The organism is Endozoicomonas arenosclerae (assembly GCF_001562015.1).
Taxonomy (GTDB): domain Bacteria; phylum Pseudomonadota; class Gammaproteobacteria; order Pseudomonadales; family Endozoicomonadaceae; genus Endozoicomonas_A; species Endozoicomonas_A arenosclerae.
Map to the genome: position 1 here is coordinate 1 of NZ_LASA01000152.1, position 21215 is coordinate 21215.

The following is a 21215-nucleotide window of genomic DNA, read 5'->3' on the forward strand; positions in this document are numbered from 1 at the left end:
AAGCGGCTCTACTCATGGCCATTCGAAATCGACGACCACCTGAGGGACTGATTTTCCACACCGATCAAGGCATCGAATACAGAGCGATTCAAATACAGAATGTGCACAAACGCTATGGTTTTATCCCAAGCATGAATCGAGCTTATCACTGCACAGACAATGCTGAGATGGAGTCATTCTTCCACTCATTAAAGGGAGAGTTGCTGACAGGCAATACCTTTAGGGATGTTTATCAGCTGCGTGATAGCATAGCGGGCTACATACAACATTTTTATAATCGTACTCGTTTACACTCGAGCCTTAATTATCAAACCCCGGTAGAATACGAAGCAGCTGCTTAGCTGTAGACAGGTGTCTATTTTATCGGGGGAAGTTCAATTTTCAGTAATGTCATCTTTTCAGAGTTATGCGTTCAGCTTAGCGGCGCCACGAACACCACCGGTATCACTAAATTCTGCCTTGCGAATCACATGCTGTTGTCCGATGTTCAGGGTGTATTTTTCAAGCAGTGGAGGTACCAGTTTGTAGAGCTTAGACTCTTTAAGGGGCCGTAAAAAAGAATGGTTCTTATTTTTATTGAAAGTACCCCTTCAATCGAAGAACTCTTGAGGCGCGATTGAAGGGGGTAATGATTGATATGGCTAATTGCTATAAGGCACTGAACCAAATTGTTTAAGAGCAGGGTCTCTGTGTTTCAAGTATATAAAATGGTACGAAAGAGTCAGAGTTGTGATCCAATTTCGAACCATGAAGTCTTCAATATCATTGAAAAGATTGTTTCGGCTGATAAAACCTTGGTTGCGGTCATATTCATAAAATCCAATTACGCTTTCTATGGGTTTACCTGTTACCAGCTCAAATGCCTCGTTGAAAATGTATTGTGGAATCATTGCCTGGAAAACACGCCAAGTGTTGGTGCCCATCGTATAGAGTACAAATGTTTTAAAGTAGTGGTAGTACATGGCGAAGGTAGTGTACTTCTCAAAAGTTGGGTATTGAGCGCTAAATATGGCGAGAAGGTTACTGTCTGCCTGGTCGTCAACGGTGGTAAACATTTCCATGACTCTTTGTCTGGGTCGGGGGTTTAGAACGTGTTGAACATCTACTCCTGAGTTTTTAACTGCACTCCAAAGCTCATCCCTGATCTTGCGTGTTATTCGATTCATTTCATCCAGTGATAATGGACCTACAATATTATCAAAAACATGTTGATGCATGAGTTTGTCAAATCGATTAACATCCACTAGAACTTTTGGAAGCTCATAAGCTGACTGGCTCGTTCCAATTGCATACATACCTTTTAAAGCCTGCTTGGAGACATGAACTTTTGCCAGCCTTTGCGGGTATGGGTGCTCAATGACACTGCTGAACCTCATTAACTTATCGGTTCCAATGATCGTAAAGGTGATGCCTGCGGCTAATATGGGAGCCCAGTCTGGCCCAAAAGTGTTTGCCAATAGAAATGCACAGACTCCAAACATTAAAACATATCGGGTATTGAAAAGGCCGCCAGCGCCATTTGAAGCGACTGCAGGGGGTGGATAAGTACTAGCGATCTGTTTGAAAGGAGAAGGCCCGTCGGTTCCTGATTCAAGCGCTATTTTAAGCAATTCCGGGGAAACTATTTTTGCGGAGACTGTTATATTAGCGTTATCAGTCGTAACTATGGGCACTGAAATTAGTTCATGTGTGCCTTCTGCAGGCAGATCCATACGGTGCAGACTGTTGCCGATAGGTGAACAGACAATACTCTGGTGAAAGTAAGATTTAAGATACCTTGCTATTGCACTGGAGGTTTTGTGACTGCCTGGGAATCCAGTTAATCCATTGTCTTGATAGGTCGCTGTTGTTAGGTACCAATAGGAATCAAGCGGGTTTTTATGCTGGCTGTGACAAAGGAAGTAATCATGATCGATTGCTTTTTCAGAGGGCTCTCCAAATGCCAGGGTTAAGGTGCATATTCCAAGAAAAAGGAATAGTATTGATCGGTTTATTAATCGCATTTCCTCTCCAGCTATTTCTGTCCAGAGTATTTCTCAAAGCCATCTTGATTTTATTAAGGTGAATTACTTTTGGTTTTTATTGTTTCCAGGATTCTGGAGGAGAGAATAGCTGAAGGTAATATGAGCTTAATTAAGATTTATTAGACAAGGGAAAGTTGATTCTTAAAAAAAAGACGACATTACATTATGAGGTTTGCAGCAATGTCGTCTTTCCGGAGTTATGCGTTCAACATGGCGGCGCCGCGCACACCGCCGGCATCACCAAATTCTGCCTTGCGAATCTCAGGCAGTTGTCCAATGTTCAGGGTGTATTTTTCAAGCAGTGGAGGCACCAGTTCGTAGAGCTCGTCAAAGTTCGACAGACCTCCACCCAGAACAATAACGCCGGGGTCCAGAATGTTGATCATGGCACCCAATCCGGAAGCAAGCAGCTCACAGTAGATTTCAACTGCACGTTCGGCCTGTGTATCGTGTCGACGGAACAGCTGTACTATGTCTTTGCCGGGTAAAGCTTCACCGGCTACATGTTTGTACGCCAGTTCAAGTCCGCGTCCGGACAAATAATTGTCCAGACAGCCCTGCATGCCACAACCACACTGTACAATTGGGAAGTCATCGCCCGCCAGTTTGAAGACGTGGTAAGGCAGAGGTGTGTGGCCCCATTCGCCTGCGAGGTTATTTCTACCATTGTGGAGCTTACCATTGATGTAGAGGCCTCCACCGCAGCCTGTCCCCAGGATGACTCCGAAAACAGTTGAGAAGCCATCACCGGCTCCGCCAATGGCTTCGGACAAGGCAAAGCAGTTTGCATCGTTCTCGATCTTGATGGGGCGATCCAGTATCAGTTCAAGATCAACCTGCAGATTCTGGTTGTTGGCACAAGGGACATTGGCACACTGAGCTTTACCTGTGTCCGGATTAATAAAACCGGGAATTCCCAGGCCAACACTGCCTCGGGTATTCAGCTCGCGATCGGTTTCCAGAACCAGTTCCTTGATAGCGTTCTCGAATGCATCGTAGGAATCAGTCGGTGTGGGAACTCGTTTACTGGCGAGTTTGTTGTGCTCATGATCAAAAACCGCCAGCTCCATTTTAGTGCCGCCGATATCCAATCCATACAGCATGGCTCACTCCTGAATCTGTTAAGTGCCTGAAGCGATTAAGTGAGTCTGCACACATGTCTGTCTTGGCAGGTGTTGACCCGTTTTATATAAAAGCTTCGTGGGAATAATAGTGCGGTGTTTATAACATTATTTATCAATCGAGTTTAATGATTTAAGGCAGTGAGGCATAAAAAAAGCCAACCTGGAGGGGTTGGCTTTTTCGATTAGCTCTGGGAAGAGGTTTTACTGAATCTTTGGATCCAGTTCGCCCTTGCCGTAGCGAACGAACATGGTTTCAAGATTGGTACTGCCAATTTTGGAGCCCTGTCCAGCGGCTCCGAATGCTTCGTAACGCTGGATGCAGATATCTTTCATGGCTTTGGTGGCGACAGCAAAATATTTGCGTGGGTCAAATTCAGATGGGTTTTCTGTCAAGAATCGACGGATCGCTCCGGTGGAGGCCAGACGGAGGTCGGTATCAATGTTGACTTTACGGACACCGTGGCGGATGCCTTCCTGAATCTGTTCAACAGGCACACCATAGGTTTCCGGAATTTCACCGCCGTTATCATTAATGACTTTCAGCCATTCCTGAGGCACAGAAGAGGAGCCGTGCATAACCAGGTGTGTGTTAGGAATACGCTGGTGGATTTCACGAATGCGATCAATCGCCAGAATGTCACCAGTAGGTGGTCGGGTGAACTTGTAGGCACCGTGGCTGGTACCGCAGGCAATAGCCAGGGCATCAACATGGGTGGCTTTAACAAATTCAGCCGCTTCATCCGGATCGGTGAGCAACTGGTCATGTGAAAGGGTGCCTTCAGCGCCAACGCCGTCTTCTTCACCGGCCTGACCTGTTTCCAGGGAGCCGAGGCAGCCCAGTTCACCTTCTACAGAAACGCCACAGGCATGAGCCATTTCAACAGTGCGACGGGTAACGTCGACGTTGTATTCATAAGTAGATGGAGTTTTGCCGTCATCTTTCAGGGAACCGTCCATCATTACGGAGGTGAAACCCAGCTGGATGGAACGTTGGCAAACAGCGGGGCTGGTACCGTGGTCCTGGTGCATAACGACTGGAATGTGTGGAAACTCTTCAGTAGCCGCCAGAATCAAGTGTCTCAGAAAAGGCGCGCCAGCGTATTTGCGGGCACCGGCAGAAGCCTGAACGATGACAGGAGAATCTGTCTCGTCGGCAGCTTCCATAATTGCGCGCATCTGTTCCAGGTTGTTGACATTAAATGCGGGAACGCCGTAGTTGTTTTCCGCGGCGTGGTCGAGCATTTCACGCAAGCTGATCAGGGCCATTGCCTGCTCCTGCTAATCAAAGGGGGTGGTTGAATTCGGTTTCTATTATCCCTGTTTCTTTTGGGTGGTGCAAAAACTTGTGATCTTTTGAGAGGCTAATTTTGGAAGAACATTACTCTATGTGCAGTAAATATAGTTTGAATTCCAAGGCTGTAATGGTTCCAGGAGTATCTGAGTAATGATATTGACTGCTGTTCTGACTGCCTTGCACAGGGTTTTGTGATGGGGTAGGGGTTTCTGGAGGTGTCTGAAAGCCGTCATCGGGCTCCTCTCTGACAGTGGTGGCAGTGGATTCTTGTGCTTCGGTCGTTGTCTCTTCCTCAACTCTCTGAAGTGTGTAGGTTGTGGTTCCTGAATCTATATCAATGACTATTTTCTGAATCTGTGAGCCGTCTGCAGTTAAATAGACAGTGACGGAGATGTAAATCGGAGTTCCTCTGGTGTTCATTTTGTAAAAGCGAATGGTATAGACAGGCTGGCTAAAGGCTGCGTCAAGGTATGCATAATTAATGTTATAAGTGAACTTGTTGGTTTTGACTGTTTTGGTTCTTTTTTCCCCCGTTGCTTTAACCTCCTCATAAATGATGCGCAGTATCCAGGGCAGCATATTGAAAAAGTTAAACCGACTGTCCTCATCTTCAGCTCGCTGCTGGTGTATTTTGAGCTCGCTGTTTCTTTGAGTGAAGTGGGTGGATGAGTGATAGGCTGCTGGTGAGGCTGTAGTCTGGTTTTCGGAAACTGTCAGGTCCAGTTGTTCTGAAGAGAGTTGTTGAGCGGCCACGATCATCACCTGGCTAAAGAGTCTTTCGTATTGTGCAAAATGGGCTTGCCTTGCTGGTTTTTTTACTAATTTCTTACCATCGACTTTATAGTGGCCAGAAAGTGCTTTGCCAAAGTCGGCTTGAACAATTCTGACATGCGGGATCGATAAAAAAAGCAGAAAGCTTGATATGGCAATGCCTCTGAGCATGAAAACAGCCTCAACATGAATTTATTTGAATGCCTGTTCAGCCTAGAAAGTTATGAGCAAACAACAAGTTTTCAGCCTTAATGCTGGAGGTTGCTGTGAGCGGGAGTGGTGATCGGTCGAGTGGGGGAGGTTATGCTGTTGCCGAGGCAGGAGGAGATAAAGTGAGTTTAACCCGGTAGCCTAAGCTACCGGGCAATCAAAATCAGGCTTTGCCTTCAGATCCGAACTCGCGGATTTTACCCATTACCGTCTCGACAATGGCTTCTTTACCAGGGCCAATAACTTTACGTGGGTCGTAAACTTCAGCATCGCTGGCCAGTACTTTACGAACCATGTTGGTCCAGGCGATCTGGTTTTCAGTGTTTACGTTGATCTTGGCAGTACCACGGCCGATGGCGTTCTGGATATCAGCTGTTGGAATACCTGTGCCGCCGTGCAGTACCAGAGGAACTCCGGTCATTTCCTTAACGGTCAGCATTTCTTCAAAGCCCAGGTTTGGCAGGCCGTTGTATGGACCGTGCACGGAACCCAGTGCAGGTGCCAGGCAGTCTACGCCAGTGCGCTCTACCAGTTCCTTGCACTCCTGAGGATCTGCATAGATGCAGCCATCGGCAATAACGTCGTCTTCCTGTCCGCCAACAACACCCAGCTCGGCTTCAACAGAAACACCGCGAGCGTGGGCGTAGTCCACAACGGTTTTTGTCATTTCAATGTTCTGTTCAAATGGGCCGTGAGAACCGTCGATCATGACAGAAGAGAAGCCGGCTTCAATGGCTTCGATGCATTTCTCTACGCTGGAGCCGTGATCCAGGTGGATAGCAACAGGAACAGTAATTTCCATGCTTTCCATCAGGGCATTAACCATAGCGGTAATAACCTTGAAGCCACCCATGTAGCGAGCAGCACCTTCAGACACACCCAGAATGACAGGAGACTGGGTTTTCTGGGCGGCGGTCAGGATAGCCTGTGTCCACTCCAGGTTATTGATGTTGAACTGGCCTACTGCGTACTTGCCTTCCAGGGCTTTTTTCAGCATTTCAGTCATAGATACCAGTGCCATAAAGGTTTCCTCGATCAATGGTAGGGGGCTGACTCTGAATCAGATTGTGCATGCTTCAGTGAATTAACTGATTCGCACGTTCTGTCGTTTTCTGTTCCGGATCTTACCAACTGAATTGTTAATACCGTGTTGCAGATTAATTCAGAGACTAGAAACTTGGCTTGCCTGAAGTCTAACAAAAAAACTTTATCTTTCTCCAGTTATAAAAAAAGACAGTTTTAAGAATTGTTTCAATTCATTGTCGACTCGACATATTCCAGAAACTTGTCGAAGCAAGATCCAGTGCTCTTTTCATTAAAATAAGTTTGTCGCCTAAAGAAAAGAGCTTGTTGATAGTGTGTCTTAATAATCTGACTATTTTATTGACGTATGTCGTGCAAATGATCTTTTAGCCCTCTGTTTGCAGGGGCTTAGGTAATAATGCGTATGTTGGCTGAAGTTCAATCCTATTAAGGTGTGAAGCAATATTTCGTGAGAGTGTAGACAGTTTTTGATGATTCCTGTCGGAATGTGTCAAAGCCTCTAATTGGTATGTTTGTTCTAATTAGTAATGCACTTTCAGAAACAAACTTTGATATTAAATGATTGTCATCGTTTATTAATGAAAAAACATTATATAACAATTGATTTCATATAACCTGAATGTTTTTGAAAACGATTGTTTGTGTTGTTAATTCTAACGGGATTAATTCATTATACGCTAGGCGATTAATTAGATGATGCACTATCTTGGAGTTGATCTGGATATAAGTGGTGACGCTTCCGACGGACTCCATATTAAAGTGCATACTATGAAATGATTCGTCGATCTTTGTCAGAGTTTGTGCGATTGGTTGCCGGTTGTGTCAGGTGGGTAAATAAACTGCGGGCCGGCTGCTAAACAGCCATAAGCTAAGAAAAACATTTACTTTCATCACTTGAATTGTGGGTGCATTGGGATGTTTTTCTCGGCAAATAACGAATATGAGTGGGTAAGATCATGTTTTCAGGCATCATTGCGTCTTCAGGCGTAGCCATCGGTAACGCCTTTGTACTGAAAGAGGTCGAAATTCAGATCAGCGATGGCGTTCTGGACAGCTCCGAGGTGGAAGCGGATATTGCTCGCTTCAAGCAAGCCAGAGACAAAACCGTAGAGCAACTTGAAGCCATTCGTGACAAAACAGCCAGCAAACTCGGTGAAGAAGAAGCCGAGGTGTTTGAAGGCCATATTCTTGTAGCTACTGACGAAGAGCTGGAAGAAGAAGTTGTTTCTGCTATCCGTTCCCTTAAACCAGCATGTTCTGCGTTGAGTGAAGCCATTCAGGCGAATGTCAGTATGCTCGAAGAGCTGGACGATCCATACTTGCGTGAGCGCGTAGCTGACATTAAGGATGTCGGTCGTAGAATGCTGAAGAACCTGCTGGGTATTCCCGTGACTTCTCTCGAGGAAGTTGACGAGGGTTCCATTGTTATCGCTGATGACCTGACTCCATCCGATACATCCCAGATTGATCTCGAAAGAGTCTGGGGCTTTGTGACCAATGTGGGTGGTCGTACATCTCACTCTGCCATCATGGCTCGTTCTCTTGAGCTTCCTGCCATTGTGGGTGCCAAGGTAGCAACAGACAGAATTCAAAATGGTGATCAGATTGTCCTGGATGCTATCAATAATAAAGTGCTGGTGAATCCTGACGCCGCAGCGCTGGATTATTACAAAACACTTCAGAAACAGCTTGATGAAGAGCGCAAAGAGCTGGCCAAGCTGAAAGACCTCAGTTGTGAAACGCTGGACGGTAAAGCATTCGAAGTCTGTGCCAATATCGGTACGGTAAAAGATGTAGAAGGCGCAGATCGCCACGGTGCTGAAGGTGTGGGTCTCTACAGGACTGAGTTCCTGTTTATGGACCGTACCCATATGCCTACCGAAGAAGAGCAGTTTGAAGCCTATAAGGCGGTTGCTGAGGCTATGAGTGGACGCCCTGTTGTGATCAGGACTCTGGATATTGGTGGTGACAAGGAGCTGTCTTATCTGGATCTGCCACAGGAGCTGAACCCGTTCCTCGGTTGGCGCGCCATTCGTATGTGCTTTGACAAGCCAGAGATTCTGAATACGCAGCTGCGTGCCATCTTCAGAGCCAGTGCTTTTGGCAAGCTGAAAATCATGTTCCCGATGGTGATCTCTGTAGAAGAGGCCCGTCGTTTGAAAGGGATGGTTGCTTCTGTAAAAGCAGAGCTCAATGGTGAAGGCGTTAGCTACGATGACGACGTTGAAGTGGGCATCATGGTGGAAACGCCAGCTGCAGTCATGATTGCGGATCTGCTGATTGAGGAGATCGACTTCTTCAGTCTCGGTACCAATGACCTGACTCAGTATGTCCTGGCGGTAGATCGTGGCAATGAAATGATTGCTGATCTCTATGATCCTATGGCACCAGCAGTATTGCGTTCCATCAAAAGAGTCATCGATTGCTCTCACAAAGCAGGTAAATGGACCGGTATGTGTGGCGAGATGGCGGGTGATGAGCGAGCTGCCCTGATTCTGGCTGGTTTGGGTCTTGATGAATTCAGTATGAGTGCAACTTCGATTCCTCGGGTTAAGAAGGTGTTGAGGGAGCAGCGATTTGAAGCGCTCCAGGAGCTGGCCGGCAAGGTGGTGAACCAGGCTACTACCGAGGATGTCAAAGCTGCTATTGATGCCTTTATCGGATAACTATTAAGGGAGCCAGGTGCTCCCTTATTTTTTACAGAGATGTGATGCTTACCTGAATTAATGGGCTTGTTTCAGGTGAGTTCAGACAGAACAGTGACAGACGCCAAAGAGTGTCTGCAGACCCGCCGAATCGGAGTATTAGCCGAAGGGTCAAAAAAATTTGAACGAATGATGATTTAATAGACGACAGTGTGAGGTAATTCTCATGGCGAGCAGTAAACCGACAGCCAAGGCTCAGGGTAAAAAGCAGGACGGTGTTTCCGATGTGGAGGTCCAGCTGGATGCTCTGCTGAAGCGAGCCAGGGTGGCCAGGGAGAAGTTTCTGGAGCTCAATCAGGAAGATGTGGATCGGATTACCCGGGCAATGGCCCTGGCGGGTCAATCAGCTCATATGGAGCTGGCAAGAATGGCGGTTGAGGAAACCGGCAGGGGTATCCTTGAAGACAAGGTGACCAAAAATATTTTTGCCACCGAATACATCTACCACTCCATTAAATACGATAAAACCGTAGGGGTGATTGAGGACAATGAAGAAGAAGACTATATGCTGGTGGCCGAGCCAGTAGGTATTGTCTGTGGGATCACTCCGGTGACCAATCCGACTTCAACCACCATGTTCAAGTCGATCATTTCTGCCAAGACACGTAACCCGATTGTGTTTGCCTTCCATCCCTCTGCTCAGCAGTGTTCAACGGAAGCGGCAAGAATTGTTCGTGATGCGGCAATTGAAGCCGGGGCGCCTGAAGACTGCGTTCTGTGGGTCGAGCAGCCTTCACTGGAAGCGACACAGAAGCTGATGACTCACCCCGAAATTTCTGTGATTCTCGCCACTGGCGGTTCCGGCATGGTGCGTGCCGCTTATTCTTCAGGTAAGCCGGCTTTGGGCGTAGGTCCGGGTAACGTTCCTTGTGTGATTGATCGTACTGCAAACATCAAGCAGGCAGCTAACGACCTGGTTCTCTCCAAGAGTTTTGATAATGGCATGATCTGCGCCTCTGAACAGGCAGCGATCGTACACGACGAAGTTTATGCATCCTTCAAGGATGAGATGAAGAAGTTGAATGTTTACTTCACTTCTCCACAGGAAACCGATCGTCTGGCAGAGGTCGTGATCATTGATGGTCATGTGAACAGTAAAATTGTAGGCATGAAGCCTGTAGACATTGCTGCACTGGCGGGCATCAAAGTTCCGGCTGAAACCCGTGTTCTGGCCGCTGAAATCGAAGGTGTTGGTCCTGAGTTTCCTTTGTCTCGTGAAAAACTGTCACCGGTCCTGGGTTTTCTGAAAGCCAGGGATACCCAGCATGCGATTCAGTTAGCGGATCAGATGTTAAACTTTGGCGGTCTGGGTCATTCTGCTGTGCTTCACTCCCAGAGTGATGCGGTCATTGATCAGTTCTCTCTGGCGATGAAAGCAGGTCGTATCATCATTAATTCGCCCAGCACCCATGGCGCCATTGGTGATATCTACAATACTAACATGCCATCTCTGACATTGGGTTGTGGTACTTATGGCGGTAACAGTACAACGTCTAACGTTTCAGCGGTAAACCTGATCAACGTGAAGCGAGTGGCTAAACGCAGGGTGAACATGCAGTGGTTCAAGTTGCCAAGAAAGATCTACTTTGAAGCCAACTCGCTGCAATACCTTGAAAAGATGCCAGACATTTCTCGTGTGTTCATTGTGACCGACGAAGTGATCCAGAGTCTGGGATATGTTGAAAAAGTTCAGTACCACCTGAGAAAACGTCAGGTGCCTGTTCAGATGCGAGTGTTCAATCAGGTAGAGGCTGACCCAAGTCTGGCGACCATTCGTGCCGGTGCTGAGGATATGGCTCGCTTTAATCCGGATGTGGTGATTGCTTTGGGTGGTGGTTCACCCATTGATGCTGCAAAGGGTATGTGGTTGTTCTACGAGCAGCCAGAAGCTGATTTCGCTGGTATGGCTCAGAAGTTCTTTGATATTCGCAAGCGTGTCTACAAGTTCCCGAAACTGGGCAAGAAAGCCAAGATGGTGGCTATTCCTACCACTTCAGGTACCGGCTCTGAGGTAACTTCTTTTGCCGTGATCACTGATAAGGAAAAGGGGATTAAATACCCGCTGGCAGATTATGAGCTGACACCGGATGTGGCCATTCTTGATCCGAATCTGGTGCTGACTGTGCCTAAGAAGGTGACAGCGGATACCGGTCTGGATGTGCTGACACACGCTCTGGAAGCTTATGTGTCTGTTATGACATCTGATTACACGGATGCCTTGGCAATGAAAGCTACCCAGCTGGTCTTTGAGTTCCTGCCTAAATCCTATGAGGAGGCGGACAAGCGAGCCAGAGAGAAGATGCACAATGCTTCTTGTATTGCCGGTATGGCTTTTGCCAATGCTTTCCTGGGGATCAACCACTCAATGGCGCATAAGTTGGGTCATGAATTCCATGTTCCCCATGGTCTGGCCAACGCCCTGTTGCTACCCCATGTGATTGAGTACAACGGCAGTCCGAATCCATCCAAGGTGGCTTCATTCCCGAAATACGATCATTACATTGCTCATGAGAAGTATGCTGAGGTTGCCAAGGCCCTGGGTCTGCCCTGCAAGACGGCTGAAGAAGGTGTTAAATCTTTGGCAAATGCAGTGCGTCAGCTGATGACTCGGGTGGGTATGCCTCTGTCTTTGAAAGAGTTGGGTATTTCAGAGAAAGAGTTCCTGGAGAAGGTCAAGATGCTGGCTGATCACGCTTTTGAAGATCAGTGCACAACGGCTAATCCAAGGATGCCTCTGGTTTCCGAGCTGGAAGAGTTGCTGAAGAAAGCTTATTACGGCAAGTGAGCTTTTTAATCAGTCAATAAATGAATGCGTTGGCAGCCTTGGGTTGTCAGCGCATTTTTTATTTTGTTCATGTTTGTAAAGGGTTGCAGTTTGCCCGCTTGCAGGTCGGTAGCTACTTTTTATTATGAAAATTTGGCGATTAACTCTGCTTCAGGCTGATCGTGGCTGGAGTCATTTCGTGGCTTCACATTAAGAATAGAGCGCTCCTTGTAGCTTTTTTGAAGGGCAGGTGCACTCTTCTTGATAGTGTTGTTACTGAGGGTGATGGTGTGTTGTCCTGAGGTCGGTTCTGTTTGCTTTTTTGCTCTGGGTCAATAACTGATTAATCTCTTTACGAAACCTTCACAATACGGTTGAACTGGTGAGTTGCAACCGGTTACATTTCGTCCCAAACCATAGGCTGCCCTCCTTATGCGGTTTGTGGAATGAAGTTGAAATTAAAGGGGTGACTACTTTGAATATTCTTGGCTATATGCAGCGGCTGGGTAAGGCGTTGATGCTGCCCATTGCAACTCTGCCTATCGCAGCACTATTGCTCCGCCTGGGTCAACCGGACCTGCTGGGCATTCCGTTTATGGCGGAAGCCGGTAACGCGATTTTCAGTAACCTGCCTTTGCTGTTTGCCATGGGTATTGCGGCGGGTCTTTCCAAGGATGATGCAGCGGCAGCAGTGCTGGCTGGTGCGGTAGGTTATTTTGTTCTGACTGCTGCAGCCAAGACCATCAATGCAGACATCGATATGTCGTTCTTTGGTGGCATCATTGCCGGTATCATTGCCGGTCACAGTTACAACCGTTTCCATGCTGTAGCTCTGCCTGCCTACCTGGCTTTCTTTGGTGGTAAGCGACTGGTACCTATCATGACGGGCTTGATCGCCCTGGCAGTTTCTGTAGTTGCCGGTTATGTATGGCCTGCTATCCAGTCCGGTATCGATGCATTTGCTGTTGGTGTCTCTGAATCTGGCCCGATTGGCCAGTTTGCCTATGGTGTTCTGAACCGTGGTCTGATCCCTGTGGGTCTGCACCATGTTGTTAACTCTGTGTTCTGGTTTGGTTACGGCGAATTCACTAATGCTGCTGGTGAGGTGATCACTGGTGACTTGCCTCGCTTCTTTGCTGGTGACCCCACTGCAGGTACCTTCATGGCAGGCTTCTTCCCAGTCATGATGTTTGGTCTGCCAGCCGCTGCCTTGGCTATGTACCTGGCTGCTGCAAAGGAAAACCGTGCCCGTGTAGGCGGTGTTCTGCTGTCTGTTGGTGCTACTGCCTTCCTGACCGGTGTTACCGAGCCTCTGGAGTTCATGTTCGTATTCCTGGCACCTGGTTTATATGCTGCTCATGCCGTGCTGGCTGGTCTCTCTCTGGTTGTAACCAACATGTTTGGAGTGCTGCATGGCTTCGGCTTCTCTGCGGGCGCTCTGGATTTGGTTTTGAACTGGGGACTGGCTACCAAACCTTGGACTCTGGTACTTATCGGCCTGGCATTCTCTGTCATCTACTTCTGTGTCTTCTACTTTGCGATCAAGGCATTCAACCTGAAGACTCCGGGCCGTGAAGACGAAGAGCCGGAAGAGGTGTCTTCTGAAGCGGATAAAAAGGGCTCTGAGCGTGCAGTTCGTTACATCGAACTGCTGGGTGGTCAGGATAACCTGACTTCTGTAGAAGCTTGTATTACTCGTCTGCGCCTGACTCTGGCTAACCGTGACCAGATTAATGAAGCGGGTCTGAAGGCGATGGGTGCCAAAGGTGTTGTGAGGCTGGGTGACAATAACCTGCAGGTTATTCTTGGGCCTCAGGCTGAAATCATTGCTGGCGAAATCAATGCCGAGATCGGCAGATAAGCCCGGATAAAACCTATAATTTGCCCTGGCTCAAAGAAGGTTTCGATTTTCTTTCTATCTGAAGTGATTTAGTGGAAAGTGCGGATACCTTTTTGGTCAGGGCTGTTCGATTCTTGAGTCATAGCGCGGAGGCTACTTACTGTAGGTTCTGCAAGCCGAATGACTGACTGAATCAGTACTTTCTGCCTGCTTTTGTTCTGGGTTCAGACAGAGCTTCTGAGTCAAAGTGGCCAGATAGTGTATCTTTACTCTGGTGCATCCGTTTCAGAGTCAGGCTGACCCCTGGCAGGCTGCTCAAGTTACAGAGAGACCGAATATGTTTAAGAAAGATGTTGTGATCACTGCTGAGAATGGCCTTCATACTCGTCCAGCTGCTCAGTTTGTAAAAGAAGCCAAAACATTTGAGTGTGACATCAAACTGGAAGCCGGTGGCAAGCAAGCCAGTGCTAAAAGCCTGTTCAAGCTGCAGACTCTGGGTCTGACACAGGGTTCAACAGTGACCATCATCGGTGAAGGTGACGGTGCCGAGGGTGCAGTTCAGCACCTGGCTGAGTTCATTGTTACTCTGAAGTAATTTGAGCGTAACCCGGAGCCTTCCGGGTTACGCAAAAGCATCTGGTGACCGATAGTAGAAGTTGTTCTGGACCCAATTGGGCAGAATGACTTTTACTGGGAAAAATGCCTGTAATACTAAAGCTGTTGCGGGTATTCTCTAAAGAATCAGGTGTTAATAATTCAGCTTATACGCAATCAATGAGTAGTTTGATGAGTGATATGAGCTGGATTTATAAGTTAATTAAAGTTCCACGTACTGATAGTATTGGTATTTAATACTTCAGGATATTGTCATTCGGAAGACTCTACAGGATAGTAATTTCAGGTATAGTTAATGGATGACAAAGCAGGTAATGCGAAACACTGATTAAGAGTGTTAGGTGTTGTTACCTGTGGAAGTGCGCTGGGTTTCCCCATCAGATTGCCGTCTGAATGAAGAAACCCCGCTATTTGTGTACTGATTGATGTGTACACAACGATCTGCCAGGAAAAGATTCGCTGGTCAATGATGTTTTCAGGTGTGCGATTTTGTGTGTCTTGTTGAGCATATTTGTAACGTCGTTCCAATCCCGTGTCAACCCCTGGTGGTTCGATATGGATAACTTTTGTTGTATTCCCTGAATAAAAGTGTCCTTCGGTGTGACTGTTTGTTGAGCTGAATGATCAGTTCTGTCGATTGTTGAATATGCCTGTAAACCCTTGTGTAGCAAGGGATCTAGGTATTTTCACGAAGCTGAATTCACACCGAAAATCCTATTTACTAATGAGGTAGCGGGCTATCCCGCTGTGACTAAGGGTATTGGAGACGTCATGATCAAAATCGCAATCAATGGCTATGGTCGTATCGGTCGCAACGTACTGCGTGCACTCTACGAAGCCGGTCGTCGTGAAGAATTCCAGATTGTTGCTATCAACGACCTGGGTGATGCGAAAATCAATGCTCACCTGACCAAGTACGACACCGTACACGGTCGTTTCGACGCTCAGGTTGAAGAAGGTGAAGGTGCACTGTTTGTTAACGGTGACGAAATCAAGACATTCTCTGAGCGTGATCCGTCCAACCTGCCATGGGCTGCCCTGGGTGTAGACGTTGTATTTGAATGCACCGGTGTATTCCGTTCCAAGGAAGCCTGCAAGCCGCATCTGGACGCTGGCGCCAAGAAAGTTATCATCTCTGCTCCAGGCAAAGAAGTTGACGCTACAATCGTTTACGGTGTTAACCATGACACCCTGACTTCTGACATGACCGTTATTTCTAACGCTTCATGCACCACTAACTGCCTGGCGCCTATTGCCAAGCCGCTGAACGATGCTCTGGGTATTGATAAGGGTCTGATGACCACTATTCATGCTTACACCAACGACCAGCGTCTGAGTGATGTTTATCACACTGACCTGTACCGTGCCCGTGCTGCTGCACAGAACATGATCCCGACAGCTACCGGTGCTGCAGCTGCAGTAGGCCTGGTTGTACCTGAGCTGAAAGGCAAGTTCGACGGTATGGCTGTTCGTGTACCGACCATTAACGTATCTCTGGTAGACCTGAACTTCGTAGCCGCTCGTGAAACTTCTGTTGAAGAAGTAAACGAAATCATTGCTACTGCTGCCAAGTCTTCTGAAGCTATGAGCCGTGTTCTGCACGTAAACTATGAGCCTCTGGTTTCCATGGACTTCAACCATAGTCCATTCTCCTCCAGCTTTGATGCAACCCAGACTCGCGTTCAGGGTAACCTGGTGAAGGTTATGTCCTGGTACGATAACGAGTGGGGCTTCTCCAACCGTATGCTGGATACAGCCAAAGCTCTGCTGAGCGCCTGATCTCAGGTATTGAAAAGCCTCACTTAAGTGAGGCTTTTCAGATTTGGGGCTGGCATCCGAAGATAAAGAAAGGGTGTCGGTATCCCTGAAGTAAGCAGCAAAAAGAAGAAGGTGTATAGGAGGTTGCTGGAGCGCAATTCTCAGCTAACCTCCAGAAGTCGAGAAAAGAGGCATGCCATCTATACTGGAACCAGACTGGCTTTCCGTTTTCCAGACTTACACATTCTCCTTTTTGCTGCTTTATCCAAAATTGAACAGAGGTAGAAACTCTGATGACATTCATATTGTGAAGGTCAGTCAGCTCGGTTTCTTACTTAAACACTGTTGTCACACTGCCGTATGGCATTTATGCCTCGGTCGACTCTCCATTCAAGTAGTTTCATCGTGCTGGGTCGATTCGTGGCGAATTCGCGAGAGGATATCATGCTCAGACGCACAAAGATCGTTGCCACACTGGGACCCGCTACCGAGTCCGAAGAACAGCTCACCAAGCTGATTGAAGCCGGTGTCAACGTTGTTCGACTGAACTTCTCCCATGGTGACGCTGATGATCACCGTATCCGCGCAGAGCGCATTCGCAGTATTGCTGCCCGTTTGGGTCGCAGTGTAGCGATTCTGGGTGACCTGCAGGGCCCAAAAATCCGTATCGGCCGTTTCCAGAATGGCAAAATCTTCCTGCCTGATGGTGCTGACTTCATTCTTGATGCTGAGCTGCCTATTGATGCCGGAGATGAAACTCAGGTCGGCCTGGCTTACAAAAACCTGCCTAATGACTGCAAGGTTGGTGATGTTCTGCTGCTGGACGATGGTCGTCTGAGTCTGCAGGTGAAGGCTATTGAAGGTTCCCGCATTGTTACCACCACTCTGGACGGTGGCGAGCTGTCCAACAACAAGGGTATTAACCTGGCTGGCGGAGGCCTGTCTGCTGATGCCCTGACAGCAAAAGACAAGGAAGACATCAAGCTGGCAGCATCCCTGGGTGTTGACTTCATGGCTGTATCCTTCGTACGCAGTGCTGCTGATGTAGAAGAAGCCCGTAAACTGCTGGGTGAAGCCGGCGGTTCCGCAGCCATTCTGTCCAAGATTGAGCGTGCAGAAGTGGTTCAGAGCCATGAACTTCTGGAAGAGGTGATCAGAGCTTCTGATGCAGTGATGGTAGCGCGTGGTGACCTGGGTGTTGAAATCGGCGACGCTGAATTGATTGGCGTGCAAAAGCAGATGATCAACGTTGCCCGTCGTCTGAATCGTCCTGTTATTACAGCGACCCAGATGATGGAATCCATGATTCACAATACTCAGCCTACCCGTGCTGAAGTATTTGACGTAGCCAATGCCGTCCTGGACGGTACTGATGCGGTTATGCTGTCTGGTGAAACCGCTACTGGCAAGCGTCCACATGAAGTAGTTAAGGCTATGGCCCGTATCTGTCAGGGTGCTGAGAAACATCCTGAAATGATTTCTGGCAGCAGTCTGGACAAGGCTTATGCGGGTGAAACCGACGCCGCTATCGCCTTGGCGGCCATGCACGCTGCTAACAGTCTGGAAGGTGTAAAGGCTATTGTCTGCCTGACCAAGACCGGTGCGACTCCTCTGTGGATGTCCCGTGTTAACACCAGCCTGCCCATCTTTGCCCTGACTCGCTATAAAACGACCGAGCGTCGTGTAGCCCTTTATCGTGGTGTTGAGTCTGTGGCTTTTGACAGTGGCAGCCAGTACGGTTCTGAAGTGAATGACCGTGCCATTGCTGAGCTGAAAGAGCGTGGACTGCTGGAGTCCGGTGATCGCATTATCCTGACCAAGGGTGAGTCAGGTGAAGTTGAAGGCGGCACCAACACCATGCAGATTGTTATCGTTAAATAATATGACAGGCATGTCGGTTGACTGGCATGCCTGATGCTTCCCCTGATGGGATTTAGGAGACGAGCAGATCATGGCAGAACTGAAAAAAGTTGGTGTGCTTACTTCAGGTGGCGATGCTCCGGGAATGAATGCAGCCATTCGTTCGGTAGTTCGCAGCTGTATTTTCTATGGAATCGAGCCGGTAGCTATTCATGAAGGCTACAAGGGTCTGATTGATAATGAGCTTGAGATAATGAATGCCCGCTCTGTGGCAAACATTATTAACCAGGGCGGCACTTTTCTGAAGTCTGCCCGCTGTGCTGAATTCCGAACACCTGAGGGGCGAGCTGCTGCCTACGAAAATGCCAAGGCAGCTGGCCTGGATGGTCTGGTAGTGATTGGTGGTGATGGTTCTTTCACTGGAGCTATGCTGCTGGAAAAGGAACACGGTCTGCCCTGTATTGGTGTGCCCGGTACTATTGATAACGATATCTTTGGTACGGATTTCACCATTGGTTACGACACCGCTTTGAATACAGTGGTTGAAGCCATCGACAAGATTCGTGATACAGCGACCTCCCATAATCGACTGTTCCTGATTGAGGTTATGGGTCGCGATGCAGGCTTCATTGCCCTGAATGCAGGTATTGCCGCAGGGGCTGAAGAGATTCTGATCCCTGAAGACCAGAAGCCCATTGATCAGTTGATGGATTCTCTGGAAAACAGTGGCAGGGCGGGTAAAACTTCCAGCATTGTTGTGGTTTCAGAAGGCGATAAGTCGGGCGGTGTTTTTGAACTGTCACGTGCCGTTGAAGAAAACTTTCCGGCTTATGAGGTTAAGGTAACGGTTCTGGGTCACATCCAGCGTGGTGGTAAGCCAAGCTGCTATGACAGGGTTCTGGCCAGTCGTCTCGGTGTAGCTTCTGTTGAGGCGCTGCGTGATGGTATCAGCGGGGTTATGGTGGGTGTTCGTGACCAGAAGATCGTTCAGACCCCCCTGGAAGAGGCCATCAGCAAACATAATGCGATTGATAGCCACTTGCTGAAAGTTGCGGATATTGTAACTGTTTAAAGGTATTCAACAGGTTGAAATGCTCGATTTGAAACCAGGCATTTTAACCTGTTATTCCAGAAAGGAATCGGGAGTTTCGATCAGGTCGCTGGCTTGATTGCTGAAGGGCTCCTAAAATCAATGCGTTCGAAGTAAAGGGTGAAAGCAATGGGCCTTTTTGACTCTCTCAAGAAAAGCATGGGGTTGGCAGCGGATCAGGGCACTGTTATCAAAGCGCCTCTGACCGGTGAGGTTGTACCGATTGAAGAGGTACCTGATCCTGTTTTTGCTGACAAAGTTGTTGGCGATGGCATTGCCATCAACCCAACCGGTAAGGTGATGGTTGCCCCTTGTGATGGTGAGATTGGCAAGATCTTTGAAACCAATCATGCTTTCAGTATGGAAACGCCTACCGGAGTTGAACTCTTTGTTCACTTCGGTATTGATACCGTTGAACTGAAGGGAGAGGGCTTCAAGCGTATCGCCAGTGAAGGCCAGCAGGTCAAGGCTGGGGATCCCGTGATTGAAGTCGATCTGGACTTCCTGAAAGAGAAGGCCAAGAGCATCATAACCCCTGTTGTGATTTCCAACATGGATGATGTGGCTTCCCTGGAAAAATCTTCTGGCTCTGTAGTAGAGGGCAGTGACGACCTGCTGGTTGTTAAAATGAAGTGATTTCTCACAAGGCCTGTTGAATGATTGTGTAAACATAAAATTCAACAGGCACTTGATCCCGGCTTTTTGTCGGCGTGTAATGTTCCAGCTTTCCAGCTTTCCAGCTTTCCAGCTTTCCAGCTTTCCAGCTTTCCAGCTTTCCAGCTTTCCAGCTTTCCAAATGGTTAGAATTCCTGACCACCTTGTTAGTGACGATTTATCATCTTTCTTCTAGGCTGTTGCCGATTGAACCGTCTTGCTAAGAGATGGTCTTACTTCCTGTTAGTCATAATTTGGAATGACTGCTCATACCCCTAATCTATGACTTCTGAAGTGCCGCATTTTCATAATAATAAGCCTGCCTGATGAGGCTGAAGGAGATGTATATGAAAGGAATTGTGTCCCTGTGTGGTTTGATCGTCACCGGTTTTTTCTTGCTGATCTTATCGTTTAAAGCCTTATCCATGCCTTTGGGTGACAGGAAGGAAGCTGAAAAGCTGCAAGCCATTATCGAGCAGCAGGATGCTACGAGAAGAGAAATCGTTGAAAAATACCTGGATGGTGACCCTCTACTCAACGGTAATAGCTATCGCTCTTATGATCAGGCCAGGCGTGCTCGTTTGAATCAGATGTCCTATCGTGAACTGGTAGCCAAGCTCAAAGAGCTGGAGGCCGAACATGTTAAACAGGCGGCTCGTCTTGCAGGTATTGCTATTCCAGCTGAGAAAAGTGACGGTAAGCTGAGGGAAACTTCCGGTTTTGGCGGGACTGTTAGAAGAGGAGCTTCGCGCACTAATTCGCAGCAATCGAGTGGTAAACCATGGTCGTCTTACTCCTCCTATATGGCCTCTCATTATGAAGATCTGCTCAGGCATCAGTCCGGTGATAGCTTTGACGATATTCCGCATTTTGTGCCTAATCACTTCGATCCCAGTCATGAAGAATATACAGTGGAAATGCCCTCAGCAGTCACAGGCAGCGCACCCAGGAAAATGAAGGTCAGGGTGAGTCCGGGAAAAATGGAGATGCTTAAGCAAAAACAGCAGCTGGATCAGATGCTGATTAATGATGTGCTCAAAATGACCGGTAAACTGCCCTGATTGAATGAAGGAAGTGCTGAGTCGAAAACAACACTGAAAAATGTGTTGCGCTAAAAAAGCTGTGTAAATCTCCAAACAAAGTATGTATTTCTGATGAATCTGTGACAATCTGTTTATGATTGTCATAGTTGTCCTGACTATGACTTCAGTCACTTTAGTGCATCGTGAAAACCCACGTCCTATGGACGTGGTCATGAATGGTTGGCTTCGCCTGCCATGAACTACCCATGCTACTCCTTATCTCTGAGTTGTCCCCACAACTACTAGAGATAGGAAGTAACATGAGTAGATTTGAAAAGTTAACGCATGTCATTTGGCATTGCCAATATCATATAGTTTGGGTGCCAAAATACAGGTTTCGAGTCCTGACCGGGGCAGTGAAAGCCGAGGTTTATAACAGC

18 protein-coding genes are annotated in these 21215 nt (G+C 47.7%); 11 read left to right on the forward strand and 7 right to left on the reverse strand.

Annotated elements, in window-relative coordinates:
* On the forward strand, positions 1-341 hold a 341-nt coding region (locus WG89_RS23180), incomplete at its 5' end, for an IS3 family transposase (protein WP_153301777.1).
* A gap of 300 nt (positions 342-641) precedes the next feature.
* Here WG89_RS23180 and WG89_RS23185 read toward each other — a convergent pair.
* From WG89_RS23185 to fba (WG89_RS23205), 5 genes are all read right to left on the reverse strand, one after another.
* On the reverse strand, positions 642-2003 hold the full coding sequence (locus WG89_RS23185; protein WP_062270084.1) for a hypothetical protein: 1362 nt from the start codon (positions 2001-2003) through the stop codon (positions 642-644).
* A 218-nt stretch (positions 2004-2221) separates the two neighbouring features.
* Positions 2222-3127 carry an N-acetylglucosamine kinase gene (gene nagK, locus WG89_RS23190; protein ID WP_062270085.1) on the reverse strand — a complete coding sequence of 302 codons (906 nt, stop codon included), beginning with the start codon at positions 3125-3127 and terminating at the stop codon, positions 2222-2224.
* A gap of 222 nt (positions 3128-3349) precedes the next feature.
* Complete coding sequence (fba, locus tag WG89_RS23195; RefSeq protein WP_062270086.1) at positions 3350-4414, reverse strand: class II fructose-bisphosphate aldolase; 1065 nt, start codon at positions 4412-4414, stop codon at positions 3350-3352.
* 112 nt (positions 4415-4526) lie between these two features.
* Positions 4527-5384 carry a hypothetical protein gene (locus WG89_RS23200; protein WP_062270087.1) on the reverse strand — a complete coding sequence of 286 codons (858 nt, stop codon included), beginning with the start codon at positions 5382-5384 and terminating at the stop codon, positions 4527-4529.
* 202 nt (positions 5385-5586) lie between these two features.
* Positions 5587-6444 (reverse strand): class II fructose-1,6-bisphosphate aldolase, encoded by an 858-nt coding sequence (fba, locus tag WG89_RS23205; RefSeq protein ID WP_062270088.1) that lies wholly within the window; start codon positions 6442-6444, stop codon positions 5587-5589.
* Positions 6445-7423: 979 nt separating this feature from the next.
* Between fba (WG89_RS23205) and ptsI the strand changes: the two genes are divergently transcribed.
* The 4 genes from ptsI to WG89_RS23225 all read left to right on the forward strand — a co-directional run bounded on the left by ptsI (position 7424) and on the right by WG89_RS23225 (position 14371).
* On the forward strand, positions 7424-9133 hold the full coding sequence (gene ptsI, locus WG89_RS23210) for a phosphoenolpyruvate-protein phosphotransferase PtsI (RefSeq protein WP_062270089.1): 1710 nt from the start codon (positions 7424-7426) through the stop codon (positions 9131-9133).
* A gap of 205 nt (positions 9134-9338) precedes the next feature.
* The gene (adhE, locus tag WG89_RS23215) at positions 9339-11957 is read left to right on the forward strand and encodes a bifunctional acetaldehyde-CoA/alcohol dehydrogenase (RefSeq protein WP_079254004.1); all 2619 of its coding nucleotides are present in this window, start codon (positions 9339-9341) and stop codon (positions 11955-11957) included.
* Between the two features lie 454 nt (positions 11958-12411).
* The gene (nagE, locus tag WG89_RS23220; protein ID WP_172806902.1) at positions 12412-13797 is read left to right on the forward strand and encodes an N-acetylglucosamine-specific PTS transporter subunit IIBC; all 1386 of its coding nucleotides are present in this window, start codon (positions 12412-12414) and stop codon (positions 13795-13797) included.
* Between the two features lie 316 nt (positions 13798-14113).
* Complete coding sequence (locus WG89_RS23225) at positions 14114-14371, forward strand: HPr family phosphocarrier protein (protein WP_062270097.1); 258 nt, start codon at positions 14114-14116, stop codon at positions 14369-14371.
* A gap of 302 nt (positions 14372-14673) precedes the next feature.
* Here the strand turns inward: WG89_RS23225 and WG89_RS31330 are convergent, their stop codons facing one another.
* The gene (locus WG89_RS31330) at positions 14674-14919 is read right to left on the reverse strand and encodes a hypothetical protein (RefSeq protein ID WP_172806903.1); all 246 of its coding nucleotides are present in this window, start codon (positions 14917-14919) and stop codon (positions 14674-14676) included.
* 243 nt (positions 14920-15162) lie between these two features.
* Between WG89_RS31330 and gap the strand changes: the two genes are divergently transcribed.
* The 4 genes from gap to crr all read left to right on the forward strand — a co-directional run bounded on the left by gap (position 15163) and on the right by crr (position 19735).
* Entirely contained in the window at positions 15163-16170 is a 1008-nt protein-coding gene (gene gap / locus WG89_RS23230) for a type I glyceraldehyde-3-phosphate dehydrogenase (protein WP_062270090.1), read from the forward strand.
* Between the two features lie 423 nt (positions 16171-16593).
* Entirely contained in the window at positions 16594-18030 is a 1437-nt protein-coding gene (gene pyk / locus WG89_RS23235) for a pyruvate kinase (RefSeq protein ID WP_062270091.1), read from the forward strand.
* 70 nt (positions 18031-18100) lie between these two features.
* The gene (gene pfkA, locus WG89_RS23240; protein ID WP_062270092.1) at positions 18101-19081 is read left to right on the forward strand and encodes a 6-phosphofructokinase; all 981 of its coding nucleotides are present in this window, start codon (positions 18101-18103) and stop codon (positions 19079-19081) included.
* Positions 19082-19228: 147 nt separating this feature from the next.
* A complete protein-coding gene (gene crr, locus WG89_RS23245) occupies positions 19229-19735 on the forward strand; it encodes a PTS glucose transporter subunit IIA (protein ID WP_062270093.1) in 507 nt (168 codons plus the stop codon).
* A gap of 4 nt (positions 19736-19739) precedes the next feature.
* Here the strand turns inward: crr and WG89_RS30600 are convergent, their stop codons facing one another.
* Positions 19740-19895: a hypothetical protein gene (locus WG89_RS30600; protein ID WP_153301778.1), complete on the reverse strand. Its 156-nt coding sequence runs from the start codon at positions 19893-19895 to the stop codon at positions 19740-19742.
* Positions 19896-20100: 205 nt separating this feature from the next.
* Between WG89_RS30600 and WG89_RS23250 the strand changes: the two genes are divergently transcribed.
* Both WG89_RS23250 and WG89_RS29630 read left to right on the forward strand, forming a co-directional pair.
* The gene (locus WG89_RS23250) at positions 20101-20814 is read left to right on the forward strand and encodes a hypothetical protein (protein WP_062270094.1); all 714 of its coding nucleotides are present in this window, start codon (positions 20101-20103) and stop codon (positions 20812-20814) included.
* A 281-nt stretch (positions 20815-21095) separates the two neighbouring features.
* On the forward strand, positions 21096-21215 hold a 120-nt coding region (locus tag WG89_RS29630; protein ID WP_172806660.1), incomplete at its 3' end, for a transposase.

Coding starts and splice junctions, on each gene's coding strand:
- WG89_RS23225 (WP_062270097.1), top strand. CDS start 14,114: ATGTTTAAGAAAGATGTTGTGATCACTGCTGAGAATGGCCTTCATACT.
- adhE (WP_079254004.1), top strand. CDS start 9,339: ATGGCGAGCAGTAAACCGACAGCCAAGGCTCAGGGTAAAAAGCAGGAC.
- WG89_RS23250 (WP_062270094.1), top strand. CDS start 20,101: ATGAAAGGAATTGTGTCCCTGTGTGGTTTGATCGTCACCGGTTTTTTC.
- gap (WP_062270090.1), top strand. CDS start 15,163: ATGATCAAAATCGCAATCAATGGCTATGGTCGTATCGGTCGCAACGTA.
- ptsI (WP_062270089.1), top strand. CDS start 7,424: ATGTTTTCAGGCATCATTGCGTCTTCAGGCGTAGCCATCGGTAACGCC.
- WG89_RS23200 (WP_062270087.1), bottom strand. CDS start 5,384: ATGCTCAGAGGCATTGCCATATCAAGCTTTCTGCTTTTTTTATCGATC.
- crr (WP_062270093.1), top strand. CDS start 19,229: ATGGGCCTTTTTGACTCTCTCAAGAAAAGCATGGGGTTGGCAGCGGAT.
- pfkA (WP_062270092.1), top strand. CDS start 18,101: ATGGCAGAACTGAAAAAAGTTGGTGTGCTTACTTCAGGTGGCGATGCT.
- fba (WP_062270088.1), bottom strand. CDS start 6,444: ATGGCACTGGTATCTATGACTGAAATGCTGAAAAAAGCCCTGGAAGGC.
- fba (WP_062270086.1), bottom strand. CDS start 4,414: ATGGCCCTGATCAGCTTGCGTGAAATGCTCGACCACGCCGCGGAAAAC.
- nagK (WP_062270085.1), bottom strand. CDS start 3,127: ATGCTGTATGGATTGGATATCGGCGGCACTAAAATGGAGCTGGCGGTT.
- WG89_RS23185 (WP_062270084.1), bottom strand. CDS start 2,003: ATGCGATTAATAAACCGATCAATACTATTCCTTTTTCTTGGAATATGC.
- pyk (WP_062270091.1), top strand. CDS start 16,594: ATGCTCAGACGCACAAAGATCGTTGCCACACTGGGACCCGCTACCGAG.